We start from the raw sequence: 18,622 nt of genomic DNA, 5'->3' as shown, positions 1-18,622 counted from the left end.
GCCGTCGTCGAGGCGCCGGACCGGGAAGTCGCCGCGGCACTGCTGCCGGTCGGCGGCGACGGCCGAGTGGAGGTCCATCCCTGGCGCTTCGGCGGCAGACCCGCTCAGCGCTCGCCCGGTCGGTGACGGCACGCCGTCGCGACGGCGTCTTCCGGCGCGGGCCCTCAGGTGGGCGCGTGATGCCGGGCCGCGTCGACGAGGCGGGTGCCGAGTGCGCGGATGTGCCGGATGAGTTCGGGCGGTTCGTGCACCTCGAACGGGACGCCGAGCTGCGCGACCCACATGGCCAGCTCGTCGAGGGAGTTCGATCCGGTGCTGAGGACGCACACGCCGTCGCCGGCCGGCTCGACCACCGCCATCGTCGGCGGCATCCGGGCGGCGATGACATCGGCCGGGGCGTGCACCGTGAACCGGCCGCGGTAGCGGTACGGGTCGACGGAGATCCGTTCCGAGATGTAGAGGACGAGGTCGGCGCCGGGCGGCTCGCGGGGCGTGAAGCGTGGCCCGTTCGGGGTTCGCAGGCGCAGCCGGTCGACGCGGAACGTGCGCCAGTCGTCCCGGCCGGTGTCCCACGCCACCAGGTACCAGCGGCGGCCCGAGTTCACCAGCCGGTACGGCTCGGCGGTGCGGATATCCTCGGTGCCGTCGTGGGAGCGGTAGTCGAACCGCAGGCTCTCCCTGCCGCGGACGGCCGCGGCGATCGCGGTGAGCACGGCCGGGTCCACGGCCGCGGCAGGGCCCACCAGCGGGACCGTGATCGACCGCAGGTCGCCGACACGCTGCCGGAGCCGGGGCGGGAGGACCTGCTCGAGCTTGGCGAGGGCGCGGACCGAGGTCTCCTGGATGCCCGCCACGCTGGAGACGGCGGCGGTGCCGAGCCCGATGGCGACCGCGACCGCCTCGTCGTCGTCGAGCAGCAGCGGCGGGAGTCCGGCGCCGGCGCCGAGCCGGTAGCCGGGTGTGCCCGCGGTGGCGTGCACGACGTACCCGAGTTCACGTAGCCGGTCGATGTCACGGCGGATCGTGCGGGGCGAGACGCCGAGCCGTTCGGCCAGCTCGGCGCCCGGCCAGTCCCTGAGGGTCTGCAGTAGCGACAGCAGCCGCAGCAGCCGCGCCGATGTCTCCAGCATGACGCCGATCCTAGGACCGAATCTGTCCTAACCTGTACCTAGCCTGACGGACATGAACGAAGACACGCGAATCCATCCTTTCCGGATCGATATTCCGCAGGCGCAGCTGGACGACCTGCACGGTCGGCTGGCGGCGACCCGCTGGCCGGACGAACTGCCCGGTGTGGGCTGGTCCTACGGGGTTCCCGTCGGCTACGCGAAGAAACTGGCCGAGTATTGGCGCACCGGTTTCGACTGGCGTGCCGCCGAGGCGCTGCTGAACACCTTTCCGCAGTTCACGACCCGGATCGACGGGCAGAACATCCACTTCCTGCACATTCGCTCGCCCGAACCCGACGCGCTGCCGCTGATCGTCACGCACGGCTGGCCGGGTTCGGTCGCCGAGTTCCTGAAGGTCATCGGCCCGCTCACCGACCCGGCGGCGCACGGCGGCGACCGGTCCGACGCGTTCCACGTCGTCGCCCCGTCGATCCCCGGGTTCGGCTTCTCCGGTCCCACCACCGAGACCGGCTGGGACCTGGAGCGGGTCGCGCGGGCGTGGGCGGAGCTGATGGACCTGCTCGGCTACCGGCGATACGGCGCGCAGGGCGGCGACAGCGGCTCGATCATCTCGCCGATGCTCGGCCGCACCGCGCCCCGGAATGTCGCCGGCGTGCACGTCAACGGCGCGCTCGGGTTCCCGACCGGAGACCCGGCCGAGTTCGAGGGGCTCACCAACGCGGAGCTCGCCCGCCTCGGCCAGTACCAGGACCAGGACCAGTCCGGTTACGCGATCATCCAGGCGACCCGGCCGCAGACCCTCGCGTTCGGGCTGCACGACTCGCCCGTGGCTCAGCTGGCGTGGATCGTGGAGAAGTTCAAGGAGTGGACCGACCCGGCCCGCGAGCTGCCCGAGGACGCGGTGGACGTCGACCAGCTGCTCACCGACGTGAGCATCTACTGGTTCACCGGGACCGGCGCCTCGTCCGCACGCCTCTACAAGGAAAGCCAGAAGGGCTGGGGAGCGGTGGCCGAGTACTCGGCGCTGCCGCACGGCGTCGCCGTCTTCCCCGGCGACGCCGGAGTCCGGCGGATCGCCGAGCGCGAACACGAGGTCGTGCACTGGTCGGAGTTCGACCGCGGCGGCCACTTCGCCGCGATGGAGGCACCCGACCTGCTCGTCGAAGACATCCGGGCCTTCTTCCGCCTCCTGCGGTGAGCCCCTGACCCCGGCCGGGTTGCCGGGGTCCTGTCGCCGGTGGTGATGCTCTCGGCGCCACACCGCCGGTCTGTGTCGGCTCTGTGCCGGCGTCCCGGGCGCGGGCCGGGGCCGCGACGGGCGGGGCGGTCGTCCTCCCCTCCCGGCCGCGGGTAGGCTCCCGGTTCGTGCCGAGCATTCCGCAGCCCCTGGTCCCCGGCGACGACGGTGCCGCCGACGTCGCCGTGACATCCGCGCTCGCGGCCTTCGCCGCGGGGGAGGCGCAGGCCGGTGAGGTCGTCGCCGCGCTGAGCGGGGCCCGGCTGTTCGTGCCGGTGGTCGCCCTGCTCAAGGAGTCGGAGATCGGCGAGCACGGGCTGCGGCAGGAGAAGGAGAGCGAGATGGCTCTCCCCAAGCTCGTCGGCGCGGACGGCCGCGAGGCGGTGCCCGCCTTCACCGGGATGGAATCGCTGCGGCGGTGGCGCCCCGACGCCAGGCCCATCCAGGCCACGATCCTTCAGGTCTGCCAGGCCGCGGTGCACGAGGGCACCGCGGCGGTGGTGGTCGACGTCGCGGGCCCGGTGCCCTTCGTGATCGAGGGCGGTCTCCTGCGGGCGCTCGCCGCGGTCGAGTCGGGCACCCTCGACCGGCTGGGAGCCGAGGCGCCCGGCGTCACCGTGGCGCGGATGGAAGAGATCGCCGAGCCCCCCAGGCGTCGGCGGTTCGGTTGGCCGCCGCGTGGACGAGGTTGACCGTCAGGATCGCCGGGGCGATCACGGCGACGAACCCGCCGAAGTCGCGCTCGAAGACCAGGGCGAGGATCACCGCCGTCACCCCGTTCTGCTGGGCCAGCCCCAGGTGCACCCGGTCGATCATCGGCAGGCCGTGGGTGAGCACCAGCGCGGCGACCATCTGCGCGGCGTACGCGGCGAGCCCGAGCAGCACGCCCATGCCCATGTTCGTCCCGCCGACGAGCAACAGGCCCATCAGGAAGGCCGACAGCGCGAACGCCGCGCTCACCGCCCGGCCCAGCCAGCGCGAGTCGGGCAGGCGCAGGTAGAGCCCGGCCGTCGCCAGGCCGAGCATGAGGGAGGTCCACGCGGCCGACACGACCGCCCCGGCCGCCGTCACGTAGGTCAGCACCGGCGGGGCGTTCCTGATCAGCCGCCACAGCAGATAGACCGCGCCCGCGAACAGCACGTTCAGCCCCAGGTCGGCGAAGTACGAGGCCGACAGGCCACCCCCGCCCGAGCCGCTCACCAGCGCCGCCGCGTAGACGGCCAGGATGATCGTCACCGGGTCGTCGAAGGAGGACCACGCCCCGAGGATCGTCTTCGCCCGGTTCGAGAGACGACCGTCCCGCATCACCCCGGCGACCGAGAGCGGGTCGATCTGGGCGACCACCACCGCCATGATCAGCGCCCGGGGGTCGCCGGAGACGAGGTAGACGACCCCGGCGATGAACGCGGTCTTGAGCAGCACCCCGACGGTGACCGCGAGCACGATCAGCCGGGAGTGCTCCCTGGCCTCGGCGCGGTCGATCCCGTGCGTGCTTCCGTACAGGCCGATCGCGAGCAGCAGGCTGCTGAACAGCACGTACGCGCCCGAGTGTTCCAGATTGCGCACGCCGCCCAGGTCGGCGGCGAGCCAGCCGAGGCCGACGACGACGATCAAGAGCCCGATTCGGGCCACCGCTCACTCCTTGGGATGGATCGCAGGTGCCCCTGGGGCTTCTGGGCGCGTTCTCGCTGGTTGATCGGGGGCAGGGTGAAGTGCGCGCGGATCGTGTCCACGAGCTTGGCCATCTTGTCGTCGGCGACGTCGACCTTGCGCTGGTCCAGGGTCACCCCGATGAGATAGCGGGTTTCATCGATCCAGTAGAAGAACATGGCCCCGCGCTCCACGTCGAGGACCGTGCGGATGAGGATGCCGCCCTCCAGCCTGCGCAGTTGCTGGTTGAGCCGCTGGGTGAGCCAGTTGAGCTGGTTGCCCGCCCTGAGGTAGATCTTCCTGCGTTCCTCCTGGTCGGTCTCGTGGAAGAAGTGGGCCAGGTCGGCGTCCTCCAGCACGTCGGTGTAGAAGCGGCACTTCTGGTCGCCGAAGTAGGCCACGAAGTGCAGGTCGTCCTGGTTGACCATGGACACGCAGCTGGCCAGCGCCTTCTCCACCGAGGGGCCGATGTTCGGCATGGTGCGGATCAGGATCTCCGACTCGCCGATCACCCTGCGCTTGGTGGCGGTGGGCAGCGGTCCCATCCCGGCCTCCAGGTACGGGAGGTAGAGGCCCCGGCGGTACTGGACGAGCAGGTAGACGCCGGTGGCGACGGCGAACGCGCTCACTCCCGCGGTGACCAGCCCGTGCAGCTCGCCGGGCACCCCGCCCCGCCAGAGCACGGGGCCGAACGCCGCCACGAACCCCAGCACCGCCTCGCCCGCCGCGGTGACCGTCAGCGCGACCACCAGCAGCACCGGCAGCCGCGCCCTGATCCGGCCGAGCACGGTGGCGATGAGGGCGAGCGCCACGATCACCACGATCACGGTGACCGCGCGGGCCACGTCGTACTCCTCGCCCTCGATGTACCACGCGAGGAGCTCGAGGAGCACCGGCAGGAGAACGAGTGACGCGATGACCGCGGGCAGCTTGCTGAAGCGATCCGTGTCCACGCGGTCCGGCCCTCCGAGGGTAGGAATGCCTACAGCCTCCGTGATCATCGCGGCCCCCGTCAATGACCTCCGGGGTCACTTCGGCCCTCGGGCCGGAGTGACCGGATCCCCGGCACGGAAGGGGGTGGCGGATTATGGTCGGCTCCATGAACCCCCCGGTGCCCCTTCTGCTCCTCCCCGCGCTGGCGGCCCTGGCGGGTCTGGCGATCGGGGCCGGTACGCGGCGCGTGGTGGCCCGCCACTCGGGGGCCGAGGGGGCCGAGGGGGAGCGGCACGGCCCCCCGCCCGTGGCCGGGGCGGTGGAGGCGGTCACCGCGGTGGTGCTGGCCGTCCTCGCGCTGCGGGCGCTGTGGCCGGACGTACCGGCGGGGACGGCGGCGTGGCCGGGAGCGCGGGCGGCGGAGACCACGTCGCTCGGGAGGGCGGGGGAGCTGCTCGCCTTCGGCTGGCTGGCGGTGGTCGCCGTCGCCCTGTCCTTCGTCGACGCAGCCGTCCACCGGCTGCCCGACCGGCTCACCCTGGCCGCCTACCTGGGGACCGCCGCCCCGCTGGCCGTGTCGGCCCTCGCCGACGGCCGCTTCGGAGACCTGCTCGGCGCCGGGCTGGGCGGCCTCGCCCTGGCGGGCTTCTACCTGGTGCTGTTCCTGGTCAACCCGGCGGGCATGGGGCTGGGCGACGTCAAGTTCGCGGCGAGCCTGGGCGCCGCCCTCGGCTGGCTGGGCTGGGACACCCTGGTCGCCGGGGCCTTCCTCGGCCTCCTGGCCGGGGGGCTCTACGGGGCCGCCCTGATGGTGCTGCGCCGCGCGGGCCGCAAGAGCGAGATCCCCTTCGGCCCCTTCATGGCCGTCGGCGCCCTGGCCGCCGTCCTCACCGCCCTCTGACGGACCACCCGCCTCCCGGGCCCCGCCCCCGATCCCCCGGCTCCCGGCGTGACGATCATCGGCGGATGTCTCAACCGGTGAACGGAGGCCATTCCAGTGGGCGACACGTGGAAGACTTGTCACCATGTTGCGCTGGTTGACCGCCGGAGAGTCCCACGGCCCCGAGCTCGTCGCGATCCTGGAAGGACTGCCCGCCGGGGTGGAGGTGACCACGGCACAGCTGGACGAGGCGCTGCGCCGTCGCCGCCTCGGCTACGGGCGCGGGGCGCGGATGAAGTTCGAGCAGGACGTCGTGACCATCGCGGGCGGGGTCCGCCACGGCCGGACGCTCGGCAGCCCCGTCGCCATCCGGGTGGGCAACACCGAGTGGCCCAAGTGGGAGACGGTCATGGCCGCCGACCCCGTCGACCCGGCCGTGCTGGAGGGGCAGGCGCGCAACGCGCCGCGCTCCCGCCCCCGTCCCGGCCACGCCGACCTCGCCGGGATGCAGAAGTACGGCTTCGACGACGCCCGCCCGGTGCTCGACCGGGCCAGCGCCCGCGAGACCGCGGCCCGCGTCGCGCTCGGCCAGGTGGCGCGGAGCTTCCTCAAGCAGGCCCTCGGCGTCGACATCGTCAGCCACGTCGTCTCGATCGGCGGGGCTGCCGCCACCCGGGGCATCGTGCCCGGCCCCGGCGACCTGGAGGCGATCGACACCGACCCGGTGCGCTGCGCCGACCCCGACGGCAGCGCGGCCATGGTCGCCGAGATCGACAAGGCGCACAAGGACGGCGACACCCTCGGCGGTGTTGTCGAGGTGATCGCCTACGGCCTGCCGCCGGGCCTGGGCAGCTACACCCACTGGGACCGCCGCCTCGACGCCCGCCTCGCGGCCGGCCTGATGGGCATCCAGGCGATCAAGGGCGTCGGCGTCGGCGACGGGTTCGAGACGGCCCGCCGCCCCGGATCCCTGGCCCACGACGAGATCGAGAACACCGCCGACGGCGTACGCCGGATGACCAACCGGGCCGGTGGCGTCGAGGGCGGCATGACCAACGGCGAGCCGCTGCGCGTCAGCGCGGCGATGAAGCCGATCTCCACCGTCCCCCGGGCGCTGGCCACCATCGACGTGCTGACCGGCGAGGCCGCCAAGGCCCACCACGAGCGTTCCGACGTGTGCGCGGTCCCGGCCGCCGCGATCGTCGCCGAGGCGATGGTCGCGCTGATCCTGGCCGACGCCGCGATCGAGAAGTTCGGCGGCGACTCCGTCGAGGAGGTCGCCCGCAACCTGTCCGGATACCTTTCCTCGCTGGTGATCAAATGAGCGGGCGTCCGGGCGAGGGCGCTCCCGGTTCCCCGGTGGGCGGGCCGACATCGAAGGAGATCGCATGAGTCCCCGAGCAGTGCTGATCGGCCCCCCGGGATCGGGCAAGTCGACCGTCGGGCAGCTCCTGGCCGAGCGGCTCGGGGCCGCCTTCCGCGACACCGACGCCGACGTGGAGCGCACGGCGGGCAAGCCGGTGAGTGATGTCTTCATCGAGGACGGCGAGGAGGTCTTCCGCGAGCTGGAGGCCGACGCCGTACGGCGGGCGCTGGCCGAGCACGACGGCGTGCTCTCCCTCGGCGGCGGCGCGATCCTCGCCGAGGCCACCCGCGAGCTGCTGGCCGGACAGCCGGTGGTCTACCTGGAGGTCGGCCTCTCCAACGCCGTCCAGCGGGTGGGCCTGGCCTCGGCGCGCCCGCTGCTCGTGATGAACCCGCGCAGCCAGCTGAAGAAGCTGATGGACGCCCGGCGTCCCGTCTACGAGGGGCTCGCCACGATCGTCGTGGCGACCGACGAGCGCGAGCCCGGCCAGATCGTCGACGAGATCGTGGAGGGCCTGAAGCCGTGACGATCTCCAGGATCGAGGTCCCCGGCGAGAGCCCCTACGACGTGGTGGTCGGCACCGGGGTGCTCGGCGAGCTGCCCGGCCTGCTCGGCGCGGGGGTGAGCACCGTCGCCGTGATCCACCCGGAGAGCCTGCCGGAGATCGCCCGTCCCGTCTGCGGCGCGATCGAGGCGGCCGGGTACGAGGTCGTCGCGCTGCCGGTGCCCGACGCCGAGCGCGCCAAGACGGTCGAGGTGGCCGCGGAGCTGTGGTCCGCCTTCGGCCGCGCGGGCGTCACCCGCTCCGACGCCGTGGTCGGCGTCGGCGGGGGAGCCACCACCGACCTGGCGGGGTTCGCCGCCGCCACCTGGCTGCGCGGCGTCAAGGTCGTGCAGGTGCCGACCACCCTGCTCGGCATGGTCGACGCGGCGGTGGGCGGCAAGACCGGCATCAACACCCCCGAGGGCAAGAACCTGGTCGGGTCCTTCCACCCGCCCGCCGGGGTGCTGTGCGACCTGGCGACACTGGTCTCGGTGCCCCGCGACGACTACGTGGGCGGCCTGGCGGAGATCATCAAGGGCGGTTTCATCGCCGACCCCCGGATCCTCGAACTCATTGAGGACGACCCGGACGGTGCCAGGCTCCCCGAGGGGCGGCACACCCGCGAGCTGATCGAGCGGAAGATCCAGATCAAGGCCGACGTCGTCGGAGCCGACCTGCGCGAGGGCGGCCTGCGGGAGATCCTCAACTACGGCCACACGCTGGCGCACGCCATCGAGCGCGTCGAGGAGTACCGGATGCGCCACGGCGAGGCCGTCGCGATCGGCATGGTCTACGCGGCCGAGCTGTCCCGCCTGGACGGCAGGATCGGCGCCGACGTCGTGGAGCGGACCAGGTCCATCCTGACCTCGGTCGGGCTGCCCACCGCCTACCGCCGCGAGGCCTGGCCCGAGCTGCGCGACCACATGCGCCTCGACAAGAAGAGCCGCGGCGCCAAGCTGCGCTTCGTCCTGCTGGACGACCTGGCGAAGGTGTCCCCGCTGGTCGACCCGCCGGAGGAGCTCCTGGAGGCGGCCTACCACGAGGTCGCCCGGTGAGCCTCACGCCTCCGGTGCTCCCGGGGCGCGGTGGTCCGTACGCCTCCGGGGGCAACGGAGGCGTGAGGCAGGGGCCGGGGCGAGGGCCGCTGCGAGGTTTGGCGGGGCGGTGCCGGTGGCACGCCGGGTGAGTGACGTCGGCCGCGCGGCGGACGCGCGGCCATCAAGGAGCGGTGAGTGACCCGATGAGACCCGTCTACGTGCTCAACGGCCCCAACCTGGGGCGGCTCGGCACCCGCGAACCCGATGTCTACGGTGCGGAGACCTTCGCCGACCTGGCCGCGCTCTGCCGGGAGACCGGCAGGGAGCTCGGCCTGTCGGTCGACGTCCGGCAGACCGACGACGAGGCCGAGATGCTGGGCTGGCTGCACGAGGCGGCCGACGGCAGGGTCCCCGTGGTGCTGAACCCGGCGGCGTTCACCCACTACTCCTACGCGCTGCGCGACGCCATCGCCCAGCGCACCGCGCCCCTGGTAGAGGTGCACATCAGCAACCCGGCCGCCCGCGAGGAGTTCCGGCACACCTCGGTGGTCGCCGCCGTGGCGACCGGCACCATCGCGGGCTTCGGCCTGAGGTCGTACGTGCTGGCTCTGCGCGCCATAGCCGAGACCACCTCCTGATCCCGCCCCAAGGTGCCCCGGACCCGCGCCGGACCCCGTCTCCGGATCCGCGTGGGTCCTTCACCCTGGACCCGCGCGGCCCCTCGTCTCCGGATCCGCAGGGGTCTTCACCCTGGACCCGCGCGGACCCCGTCCCCGGATCCGCGTGAGCACTCCGTCCCCGGATCCGCGCGGGACACCTCGCTGACGGGGTGCCCGCGCGGCCGACGGCCGAGACGGTCGGCGGCCCCGGGCTCAGGAGGCGCTGAGGCGCTTGAGGGCGCTGCGCACCTTCGCCGGGTCGTTGGTGGGCCAGAAGGGCGGCAGGGAGTCGCGCAGGAACCCGGCGTAGCGGGCCGTCGCCAGCCGGGGGTCGAGCACCGCGACCACGCCCTTGTCGTGCTGGCTGCGCAGCAGGCGGCCCGCGCCCTGGGCCAGGAGCAGCGCGGCGTGGGTGGCGGCGACCGACATGAACCCGTTGCCGCCCTTGGCGGCGACGTGGCGCTGGCGGGCGGAGCTGAGCGGGTCGTCCGGGCGGGGGAACGGGATGCGGTCGATGATGACCAGGCGCAGCGAGGGGCCGGGGACGTCGACACCCTGCCAGAGCGACAGCGTGCCGAACAGGCAGGTCGGCTCGTCCTCCGCGAACTGCTTGACCAGCAGCATCGTGGAGTCGTCACCCTGGCAGAGCAGCGGCACGCTCAGCCGGTCGCGCAGGGCCTCGGTGGCGGCCTTGGCGGCACGCATCGAGGAGAACAGGCCGAGGGTGCGGCCTCCCGCGGCCTCGATCAGCTCGGTGATCTCCTCCAGGTAGGCCTCGGGCAGGCCGTCGCGGCCCGGCTGGGGCAGGTGCTTGGCGACGTAGAGGATGCCGCTGCGCGGGTGGTCGAAGGGGGAGCCGACGTCGATGCCGACCCAACCGGCCCGGCCCTTCCCCTGCTTCTTCCCCTCTTCCCCCGCCGCCTCGTCCTCCGCGGCGCCCTTCCCGCCGCCCAGGCCCCACTGGCGGGCCAGGCCGTCGAAGGCGCCGCCCAGGGCGAGCGTGGCCGAGGTCAGGATGACCGTACGGTCGCCGAAGAGCTTGTCGCGGAGCATGCCCGCCACCGTCAGCGGCGCCACCCGCAGCAGGGGCGGGCGCCGGTCGGTGCCCTCCTCCAGCCAGACCACCTCGGCCCGGTCGACCTCCTCGGCGTGGCCGAAGGCGTCGAGCATGCGCTGCGCGGTGTCGTGGACCTCGTCCAGCGAGGTGAAGGCCGCCCTGCGCAGCCCCGCGCCCTCCGGGTCGTCCTTGTCGCCGTTGCGCGGGCCGAGGGCGGTGATGCACGCCCACGCCGCGTCGCGGACCAGGGCGAGCGTCATCCCGAGCACCTGGGGGAGCTCGTCGAGGCGCCCGGCGGGGGCGGCGGCGAGCAGGGCCTTGAGGTCCTCGCCCGCCTCCATGAGCCGGTCGGCGAGGTGCTGCTCGATGAGCTTGCCGACCCGCCGCGCGGCCACCGTGATCATGGTCTCCGACAGCTCGCCGCTGACCACCGAGGTGACGCGGTCGACGAGCTCGTGGGCCTCGTCGACCACGACCACCTCGTGCTCGGGCAGGAGCGGGAAGTCCTCCATCGCGTCGATCGCGAGCAGCGCGTGGTTGGTCACGACCACGTCGGACTCGCCGGCGCGGGCACGGGCCAGCTCGGCGAAGCACTCCGTGCCGCTCGGGCAGCGCGCGGCTCCCAGGCACTCCCTGGCGCTGACCGAGAACTGGCGCCAGGCCTGCTCGTTGACGCCGGGGACGAGCTCGTCGCGGTCGCCGGTCTCGGTCTCGTTCGCCCACTCCTGGATGCGCTGGACCATCCGGCCCGTCGCGTTGACCTCCCGGGGGTCGAAGAGCTGATCCTGCTCCTCGTCGGGCCATCCCGCGCTCGCCTTGTAGCGGCACAGGTAGTTGCGGCGGCCCTTGAGGATCGCGAACGCCGGCTCGTGCGGCAGCTGCGGGGCGAGGGCCTTGGCGAGGCGAGGCAGGTCGCGGTCGACGAGCTGGCGCTGGAGCGCGATGGTGGCGGTGGAGACGACCACGGCGCCCTTGGAGGTCATCGCGTGCCTGATCGAGGGGATCAGGTAGGCGAGTGACTTCCCGGTGCCGGTGCCCGCCTGGACGGCCAGGTGGTCGCCCGACTCGATCGCGTGTTGCACCGCCCTCACCATGGTGATCTGCCCGGGGCGCTCGACCCCGCCCACCGCCTCGACGGCGGTGCTCAGCAAATCCTCAACCGGGGGAATATCCACCTTTGAGGAGACGTCTTCGGATGGGGCGATGGAGTCGGTCGGCACGACAGCCAACCGTACCCGCTCGCCCCGACAACCGCGGCTGCTCCGGCGAGTCGCCGCGTGGACGCATACCCGTATTCCGGAACCCGAGGTTCACCTCACATGGCAAACTGGCTGGATCACCCGGCTCATCAATCCTCGTAAGGTCAAGGGAAGGTCTACCGTTCTGGTGCCGCTGGGGCGGAAGATAGGGATGGAAAGACCGTTTCGGTAGGGTTTCCCGAGGTCGAGTGGACGAATAAAGGCTGGTTATCGCACTATGTCCTCCATGTCGGAAGTTGTCCCGTTGCCGTCGTTCGGCGAGGTGTTCTTTGACGAGCGTGGCCAGGAGCGGGTGCTCCGGGTCACCTGGCACGAAGGCACGCTGGTGCTGAGCCTGTGGCGCGGCGAGATGTGCACCGCGAGTTTCCGCATGCCCATGAACGATGTGGGACGCCTGGTCGACACACTTGACGAGGGCTTCGTCGAGGCCGGTGGGCAGTACCCCGACGAGGTGGGCGAGCCCGTTCACGCCGCGCAGCCCCACCAGGACGAGCCGCAGGCCTACGGCGAGTATCCCGGCACCGGCCAGTACGCCCGGCCCCGCCCCGAGGACTACGCCCAGCCGCAGCAGTATCCCGACCCGGCCGGCCACGTCCCCTCGCCGCTGGACGAACCCCGCCAGGTCGCCACTCTCGGCCCGAACGACGTGCTCGTCGCGCGAGGCGTGGTGCCGCCGCCCACCGAGCGGCCCGAGCGGCCTCAGGACCGGATGCCCCCCGCCGGGTACGGCTCCTCGGACGCCGTGCCGCGCGAGAACATGATCGTGAACGACTCCCTGCCCTACGGGCAGCCGCAGCCCGTCGAGCCGCTCGGCGCGGGCCCCGCCTCCGGCGAGGCCGCCTACCAGCTGCCCGGCGACCGCTACCCGCCCGCGCAGCCCGCCCCCTACGGCGCCCAGCAGCCCGACCCTTACGCCGCCCCGCCCGTCCAGCAGCAGCCCGATCCCTACGCCGGGCCCGCCGACCGGTTCGGCGCCCAGCGGCCCGACCAGTACGGCGTGCCGCCCCAGCCCCGGCCCGTCGACCCGTTCGCGCCCCCGGCGGGCCGCCAGAAGCCGGCCACCTCGTTCACGCCGCGCCCCGACCAGTTCGCCGGGCAGTTCGTCGATCCCGCCCAGGGGCTCGCCGACCCCGGTCGGCGGCCGGAGCCCGACTCCTACGGGCAGGGCCAGCAGAACTCGACCGACCCCTTCGGGTTCGCCGCCCAGCAGCAGGCCGGCTACGGAACCCCGCAGGCCGACCAGTACGGCGGCTACCCGGCCCCCTCGCAGCCCGACCCCTACACGTTCGGCGCCCAGCAGCCGCACCAGGCCGGCCACCCCGCCGACCTGCGCGACCTGTACGGCTCGCCGCCCGCGTACGCCCAGCAGGACGTCGACCCGTCCGACCCGCTGGGCCTGCGCGGCCAGGCCGCGCCCGACCAGAGGCTGCCCCGCCCCTACGTCCAGGATCCGCCACCGCACTCCACCGGCGAGAGGCTCCGCCCCGAGCAGCGCTACGACGAGCGGTACGACGACCACCGCCGCGACGAGCGCCAGTACGACGACAGGCGCCGCGAGGGCCGGCGCCGCGGCGACGACCGGGACGAGCAGCGCGACTGGTGACCCGGTGACCTCCCCTCCGGGACGCGGCGCCGTCGCGTCCCGTTCGCGAGGTTCGCGCCCGAGGGGATAGCGTGTGGCGTCCGCCGGTGTGGTCCGGCGCCGTGTGGCGGTCTCGGCCGCCCCGGGCGGTTCGCGAGGCGCGCCGGGGCACGTAAGCTGATCGATCCCTATCGGGCGGGGTGGCGTGGACGAGTCGACGGTGCTGCAGATGCTGGCCGTGTCGGTCGTCGGGATCGCGGTGGCCGCGGTGGCCAGGCGCAAAGGCTGGCCGGCGCCGCTGCTGCTGGTGCTCGCCGGGGCGGTGCTGTCGCCGTTCGTTCCCGTGTACGAGCTCGACCCCCAGCTGGTCCTGCTGGTCTTCCTGCCCCCGCTGCTCTACTCGGCGGCGATCGACAGCTCCTACCTGAGACTCAAGGACTTCCGCAGGCCGGTCGCGCTGCTCTCGGTCGGCCTCGTGCTGTTCACCACGCTGGTCATCGGGTGGGTCACCCACCTGCTCCTGCCCCAGCTGCCGCTGGCCGCCGCGTTCGCGCTGGGCGCGATCGTGGCCCCGCCCGACGCGGTCGCCGCCGTCGCGGTGGCCCGCAGGCTCGGGCTGCCCCGCAAGGTGGTCACCATCCTGGTGGGGGAGAGCCTGTTCAACGACGCCACCGCGCTCACCGCCTACCGGGTGGCGATCGCGGCCGCGGTCGGGCAGGGCATCACCTGGCAGGACGCGGCCCTCGACTTCGCCCGGTCCGCGGCGGGCGGTGTGGTGATGGGCCTCGCGCTCGCCTGGGTCCTGGCCTGGGTGCTGGTCCGGCTGCGCGACGCGCTCGTCGAGAACACCGTCATGCTGCTCACCCCGTTCGCCGTCTACCTGGCGGCCGAGAGCCTGCACGTCTCCGGGGTGATCGTCGTGGTGATCGTCGGCCTCTACATCGGCCACCGCATGCCCAGGGCGGGCTTCGGCACCCGGCTGCTGTCCGACGCGGTCTGGCGGGTCCTCGACTTCTTCCTGGAGACGATCGTCTTCGCGCTGATCGGCCTGCAGATGTGGCCGATCATGAGGGGGCTGGAGTGGGGCGACGGGTGGAAACTCGCCGGGATGGCGCTGGCCGTCTTCGCCGCCGCGGTGATCGCCAGGGTGGTCTGGGTCGTGCCGAGCATCTACCTGCCCCGGATCCTGTCCAAGAAGATCCGCAGGACCGAGACCCACGCGCCGACCTGGCAGAACGTGACCATCGTGAGCTGGGCGGGCATGCGCGGCGTGGTCTCCCTGGCCGCGGCCTTCGCCATCCCGGAGACCTTCCCCGGCCGCGACCTGCTCCTCTTCCTCACCTTCTCGGTGGTGATCGGCACCCTCCTCGTCCAGGGCCTGACGTTCCCGGCGCTGATCCGCAGGCTGAAGGTCTCCAACGAGCGGGAGACCTACACCGACAACCTGGCGGAGGCGGCCGCGCAGCAGGCGGCCGCCACGGCCGCGCTGGCCCGGCTGGACGAGCTGGTGGCGGACGGCGTCGACGAGCTTCACCGGGAGGTCGTCGACCAGCTCAGGTCCCGCGCCGAGCGCCGTACCCTCACCGCCTGGGAGCGCCTGGGCGGTGGCACGGGGCCGGAGGGGGAGGAGACGCCCAGCAGCGTCTACCGGCGGCTCCGCCGGGAGATGCTGGTGGTCGAGCGCGACGTCTTCGTCGGCCTTCGCGACGAGCGGCGCATCGACGACGAGGTGCTCCGCCGGGTCCTCCACGAGATCGACTTCGAAGAGGCCACCCTGGAGCGCGACTAACCCATCACGTTGTCCACGTAGCACCATCGCCAGTCCTCGCCCGGTTCGAACGAGGCGACGACCGGGTCGGCGGTCTGCAGGAAGTGGGCGGTGGCGTGCTTGCCGGGCGACGAGTCGCAGCAGCCGATGTGCCCGCAGGACAGGCACTTGCGCAGATGGACCCAGCGGCCGCCTATCGCCAGGCACTCCTCGCACCCCTCGGGCGTGCGCGCGGGCGGGTCCTGGGTCTCCGCGAGATGCTCACAGCTCTTCATGGTCTCCCCCTCGTTCGACTACTGATGATCGTACGACCAGAGGGGTGTTTCCGATTCCGCCACCTCCCCGCCCTCCGGGCCGCCGGCGGACGGGTGGGTAACGAGCCGGTACGGCGGCGCCTGCCGAACCGGCTCGTTGGGTAGGGTCGGGACATGCGACCCCTTCCGCGACGAATTCCCGTCCTCGCCGCCTCTGTGCTGGCCGCCGCCCTCATCACCACCGGTTGCTCCGAGATCCAGGAGGTGAGCCAGGGCATCGACAAGGCCCAGCAGTGCGTGCAGGCCGCGGGCATCGTCACCGAGACCGCCGCCAAGGTCTCCGGGCTGCTCAACGACCCCGCCGCGATGGAGCAGGCGCTGAACGACGGCGGCGCCAAGCTGGGTGACCTGGCCAACGATGCGGCCAACACCTCGCTGAAGGAGGCCGCCGAGGGCATCTCCGGCACCCTGGAGGGCTTCAACGTCACCGACGCCAACGGCGCCGTCGACGCCGCCCAGAAGGTGGCCGCCGACTCGGTGCAGTGGGTCCAGCAGCTGACCAACGCCTGCGGATAGTCTCCCCGGCGAGGCGGAGGACGTCGTGGCGGACACCTTTGAGTCCAGCGACTGACCGACGCCCGCGGGCGGTCTCCGCCGCCTCGGCGCGACGCGGTCGCCGCCACCGGAGCCTTCGCCCCGGTGGCGGGTGAGCCCCGCCGCCCAGGTGGGGCGGGCCGACCGGAGGTGCCCGACCGCATCTCCGGAAATCCCGGGTTCTCTAGGGGGAATGTGGCTGAAATACCGTCGTTCCTATGAAGACCCAGGAAAGTTCATGAACTCTCCGGACCACGAGCCGGATCCCCGGTTCACCCTTGCCAACGAACGCACGTATCTGACCTGGCTGAGTACGTCGCTCGCACTGAGCGCGGGCGGCGTGGCCATGGCCGCCGTCTCCGCCGACGTCTTCGTCCCGTGGATGCGCACCCTGCTCGCGGTGGTCCTGGTGTCGCTGTCCGCCCTGGCGGCCGCGATGGCCTACCCCCGCTGGCGCCGCGTCCAGCGCGCCCTGCGCAGCTCCGCCCCGCTCCCGCCCCCGGCCCTCGCGCCCCTGTTCGGGTACGGTGTGGCGGCGGTCGCCGTGCTCGCCCTGATCCTCATCCTGCTGTCCCGGTGAGCTCCCGGTGAACAGGCCCTGGGACGCGGGCCTGCAGAGCGAGCGGACCCGCCTCGCCTGGGTCCGCACCGCCGCCATGCTGGCCGTCACCAGCCTGGCCGGCGCGGGCGTCGCCCTGCGCGCCGGCACACCCGTGCCGGTCATCGTCCCCTTCGTCCCGGCCGTGTTCTGCGCCGTACTGCTGCTGACCCACACGGGCATCCGCTACCGGCGCGCCCAGGAGGCCCTGCACGGGAGCCGCCCCCTCGACAATCGGGCCGACGCCCTCATCGCCTGGATCGGTACCCTCGCCGCTGTGGCCGGAGCCATCGCCTTCGTTCTGGAAAGGTTCGGAAGGTAAGAAAATGCGGCAAGATATCGCAGCATGTCACGCTTCGATGATCTGCCCGGCTACGCCGCGTCGATCGCTTCGCTGATCGACGCGGTCAATCTCGGCGTTCACATCGCGAGCAGGCCCCTCAGCCGGGAGCTCACCGAGCGGTCCGGCCTCCAGACGGACCTGCTGGTCGATCTCCGATTCGTACTCCCCGTCAGGCCGCTCACCGCCGAGGGGCTGGCCGCCCTCTACCGCTACAACCCCTTCGACCGGGCGGAGATCGACGTACAGATCGCCCAGGGGACCCTGGTCGACGACGGCGCGCTGCACGCGACCGCGACCGCGCTGTCCTTCATCGCCTCCCTGTACGAGGTGCACGCGGCGGTGACCGGCGAGCTGTGGGCCGCCCAGGCCGACCGGCTGCCCGAGCTGGCCGATCTCGCGGGGAGGCTCCTGAAGGCCGGTGCGGCCGGTGGCGGCGCGGCCTTCGCCCAGGCCTCGCCGCCCTACGAGCCGGCGGGGACCCCGCCGGGCGTGCTGCTGTTCAACCGGCTGGCCGTGCTGCGCTACCACCGCGCCGACGCGCACGCCGACACCTGGAAGCGGGAGGGCCTCACCGCGGACCAGATCATCGCCCTGCCCCCGGGGCCCGCCCGCGACCGGATCGAGGCGGAGACGAATCGCCGCGCCGCGTGGCCGTACGAGATCCTGACCACCCGCGACCGGCAGGCACTGCTGCTGGGCCTGAGCGCCCTCGACCTGCCGTGAGGCCCTGAGGCCCTGAGGCTGTGAGGCCCTGAGCACCCTCGACCTTGCCCTGAGGCCGTGAGGCCCTGAGCGCTCTCGACCTGCCCTGAGGCCCCGAGAGGGATGGCTCACCCGGGGGGGGCCGTGTCACGACCTGATCGGGCCGGGCCGGTGTGCGGCCGTGCGGCTCGGGAGGGTGACGCCCGGGGCCCTGGGACCCCGGGCGTCAGGAGAGTGTTCCCTTCCCCTGGACACTCTCCGGGTGGGTCAGTACCAGTTGCTCGACCGGAAGTGACCCCACGCGCCGCACGGTGACCCGTAGCGGCTCTTGATGTATTTCAGACCCCAGTGGATCTGTGTGCTCGGGTTGTAGCGCCAGTCCCTGCCGCTGCCGCCCATCTTCGAGCCGGGCAGCGCCTGCGGGATGCCGTACGCACCCGATGAACGGTTGTACGCGCGATGGTTCCAGTTGCTCTCCCTGGTCCAGAGACTGTCCAGGCAGCGGAACTGGCTGTGCGGCCACGCTCGGCGGGACACGAGACGATAGGCGATCGTCTTGTTCCTGCCCTTGGCGGTCCTCGCGACCGCTTTCACCCTTGGCTTCACCTGGGTGACCCAGGTGAGGCGGTGCACCGTCCTCGCCGTCCCTTTCCTGGACGTCTCGGAGGTGCTCTCAGCCTGTCCCGTCGTCGTCGGGCCGACCATTGTCGAGGCGGCCAGAACGGTCACGACGGTGTTGCGCAGAACGCGGTAGCTGTTCACATGGATCCTTGTCCTCGGGCCGCGTGCGGAAGGTGCGGGAGGCACGTGGTGCTCTCCCGCGTCCTGACGATCCGGCGCCCGTGGCTCGGACGGGGACGTCCGCGCGGTCTCTCCGGCCTGTTTCCGGCATGAGACGCCGCGGCGATCTCTCTAGGCGGCTTTCTAGTACGCGAGAGAGCGCCGAACGGCGGATGGGACACGCGAAGGGAAGGTGTTTGCCCGAACTTCGGGATTTACGGGTGGTTCGAGGACGGGCCGATTACGACC

General features: G+C 72.5%; 19 protein-coding genes. 13 read left to right on the top strand and 6 right to left on the bottom strand.

Annotated elements, in window-relative coordinates; all coding sequences use genetic code 11:
* Positions 1 to 164: 164 nt before the first annotated feature.
* Positions 165 to 1,130, bottom strand: coding sequence for a helix-turn-helix transcriptional regulator (locus OG587_RS38730; protein WP_329083795.1), 966 nt, complete (start codon positions 1,128 to 1,130; stop codon positions 165 to 167).
* 52 nt (positions 1,131 to 1,182) lie between these two features.
* On the opposite strand from OG587_RS38730, the gene OG587_RS38725 reads away from it, so the two are divergent.
* Together OG587_RS38725 and OG587_RS38720 are read left to right on the top strand one after the other, a co-directional pair.
* The gene (locus OG587_RS38725; protein WP_329083794.1) at positions 1,183 to 2,328 is read left to right on the top strand and encodes an epoxide hydrolase family protein; all 1,146 of its coding nucleotides are present in this window, start codon (positions 1,183 to 1,185) and stop codon (positions 2,326 to 2,328) included.
* Positions 2,329 to 2,495: 167 nt separating this feature from the next.
* Positions 2,496 to 3,059: an SseB family protein gene (locus OG587_RS38720; RefSeq protein WP_329083793.1), complete on the top strand. Its 564-nt coding sequence runs from the start codon at positions 2,496 to 2,498 to the stop codon at positions 3,057 to 3,059.
* Here OG587_RS38720 and OG587_RS38715 read toward each other — a convergent pair.
* Both OG587_RS38715 and OG587_RS38710 read right to left on the bottom strand, forming a co-directional pair.
* The gene (locus OG587_RS38715; RefSeq protein WP_329083792.1) at positions 2,980 to 3,999 is read right to left on the bottom strand and encodes a cation:proton antiporter; all 1,020 of its coding nucleotides are present in this window, start codon (positions 3,997 to 3,999) and stop codon (positions 2,980 to 2,982) included. The genes OG587_RS38720 and OG587_RS38715 overlap by 80 nt on opposite strands.
* The gene (locus OG587_RS38710; RefSeq protein ID WP_329083790.1) at positions 3,978 to 4,970 is read right to left on the bottom strand and encodes a hypothetical protein; all 993 of its coding nucleotides are present in this window, start codon (positions 4,968 to 4,970) and stop codon (positions 3,978 to 3,980) included. The genes OG587_RS38715 and OG587_RS38710 overlap by 22 nt, the downstream gene beginning before the upstream one ends.
* A 146-nt stretch (positions 4,971 to 5,116) precedes the next feature.
* Here OG587_RS38710 and OG587_RS38705 point away from each other — a divergent pair, with 146 nt between their 5' ends.
* From OG587_RS38705 to aroQ, 5 genes are all read left to right on the top strand, one after another.
* Entirely contained in the window at positions 5,117 to 5,851 is a 735-nt protein-coding gene (locus tag OG587_RS38705; RefSeq protein ID WP_329083789.1) for an A24 family peptidase, read from the top strand.
* A 124-nt stretch (positions 5,852 to 5,975) separates the two neighbouring features.
* Positions 5,976 to 7,154, top strand: a complete 1,179-nt coding sequence (gene aroC / locus OG587_RS38700) for a chorismate synthase (RefSeq protein WP_329083788.1) — start codon at positions 5,976 to 5,978, stop codon at positions 7,152 to 7,154.
* 64 nt (positions 7,155 to 7,218) lie between these two features.
* Positions 7,219 to 7,722, top strand: a complete 504-nt coding sequence (locus OG587_RS38695) for a shikimate kinase (protein WP_329083787.1) — start codon at positions 7,219 to 7,221, stop codon at positions 7,720 to 7,722.
* A complete protein-coding gene (gene aroB / locus OG587_RS38690; RefSeq protein WP_329083785.1) occupies positions 7,719 to 8,795 on the top strand; it encodes a 3-dehydroquinate synthase in 1,077 nt (358 codons plus the stop codon). The genes OG587_RS38695 and aroB overlap by 4 nt, the downstream gene beginning before the upstream one ends.
* 185 nt (positions 8,796 to 8,980) lie before the next feature.
* Positions 8,981 to 9,415: a type II 3-dehydroquinate dehydratase gene (aroQ, locus tag OG587_RS38685; RefSeq protein ID WP_329083784.1), complete on the top strand. Its 435-nt coding sequence runs from the start codon at positions 8,981 to 8,983 to the stop codon at positions 9,413 to 9,415.
* A 234-nt stretch (positions 9,416 to 9,649) separates the two neighbouring features.
* Here aroQ and OG587_RS38680 read toward each other — a convergent pair whose 3' ends face one another.
* On the bottom strand, positions 9,650 to 11,713 hold the full coding sequence (locus tag OG587_RS38680) for an ATP-dependent DNA helicase (protein WP_329083783.1): 2,064 nt from the start codon (positions 11,711 to 11,713) through the stop codon (positions 9,650 to 9,652).
* Positions 11,714 to 11,978: 265 nt separating this feature from the next.
* Between OG587_RS38680 and OG587_RS38675 the strand changes: the two genes are divergently transcribed.
* Together OG587_RS38675 and OG587_RS38670 are read left to right on the top strand one after the other, a co-directional pair.
* A complete protein-coding gene (locus OG587_RS38675) occupies positions 11,979 to 13,355 on the top strand; it encodes a hypothetical protein (protein ID WP_329083782.1) in 1,377 nt (458 codons plus the stop codon).
* A 184-nt stretch (positions 13,356 to 13,539) separates the two neighbouring features.
* A complete protein-coding gene (locus OG587_RS38670; RefSeq protein ID WP_329083781.1) occupies positions 13,540 to 15,123 on the top strand; it encodes a Na+/H+ antiporter in 1,584 nt (527 codons plus the stop codon).
* Here OG587_RS38670 and OG587_RS38665 read toward each other — a convergent pair.
* Positions 15,120 to 15,377, bottom strand: a complete 258-nt coding sequence (locus tag OG587_RS38665) for a ubiquitin carboxyl-terminal hydrolase 14 (protein ID WP_329083780.1) — start codon at positions 15,375 to 15,377, stop codon at positions 15,120 to 15,122. The two genes, OG587_RS38670 and OG587_RS38665, sit on opposite strands and share 4 nt — an antisense overlap.
* A 153-nt stretch (positions 15,378 to 15,530) precedes the next feature.
* Between OG587_RS38665 and OG587_RS38660 the strand changes: the two genes are divergently transcribed.
* From OG587_RS38660 to OG587_RS38645, 4 genes are all read left to right on the top strand, one after another.
* On the top strand, positions 15,531 to 15,932 hold the full coding sequence (locus tag OG587_RS38660; protein WP_329083779.1) for a hypothetical protein: 402 nt from the start codon (positions 15,531 to 15,533) through the stop codon (positions 15,930 to 15,932).
* A 256-nt stretch (positions 15,933 to 16,188) separates the two neighbouring features.
* Positions 16,189 to 16,530 carry a YidH family protein gene (locus OG587_RS38655; protein WP_329083778.1) on the top strand — a complete coding sequence of 114 codons (342 nt, stop codon included), beginning with the start codon at positions 16,189 to 16,191 and terminating at the stop codon, positions 16,528 to 16,530.
* Positions 16,531 to 16,537: 7 nt separating this feature from the next.
* Complete coding sequence (locus tag OG587_RS38650; RefSeq protein ID WP_329083777.1) at positions 16,538 to 16,870, top strand: DUF202 domain-containing protein; 333 nt, start codon at positions 16,538 to 16,540, stop codon at positions 16,868 to 16,870.
* 24 nt (positions 16,871 to 16,894) lie between these two features.
* A complete protein-coding gene (locus tag OG587_RS38645; protein ID WP_329083776.1) occupies positions 16,895 to 17,614 on the top strand; it encodes a hypothetical protein in 720 nt (239 codons plus the stop codon).
* A 246-nt stretch (positions 17,615 to 17,860) separates the two neighbouring features.
* On the opposite strand, the gene OG587_RS38640 is transcribed toward OG587_RS38645, so the two are convergent.
* Entirely contained in the window at positions 17,861 to 18,355 is a 495-nt protein-coding gene (locus tag OG587_RS38640) for a transglycosylase SLT domain-containing protein (RefSeq protein WP_329083775.1), read from the bottom strand.
* Positions 18,356 to 18,622: the final 267 nt, after the last annotated feature.

It is taken from the genome of Streptosporangium sp. NBC_01469 (assembly GCF_036227305.1).
Lineage (GTDB): Bacteria > Actinomycetota > Actinomycetes > Streptosporangiales > Streptosporangiaceae > Streptosporangium.
Note: the sequence above shows the minus strand (reverse complement) of the source record. Positions and strands in the feature narration are given on the sequence as shown.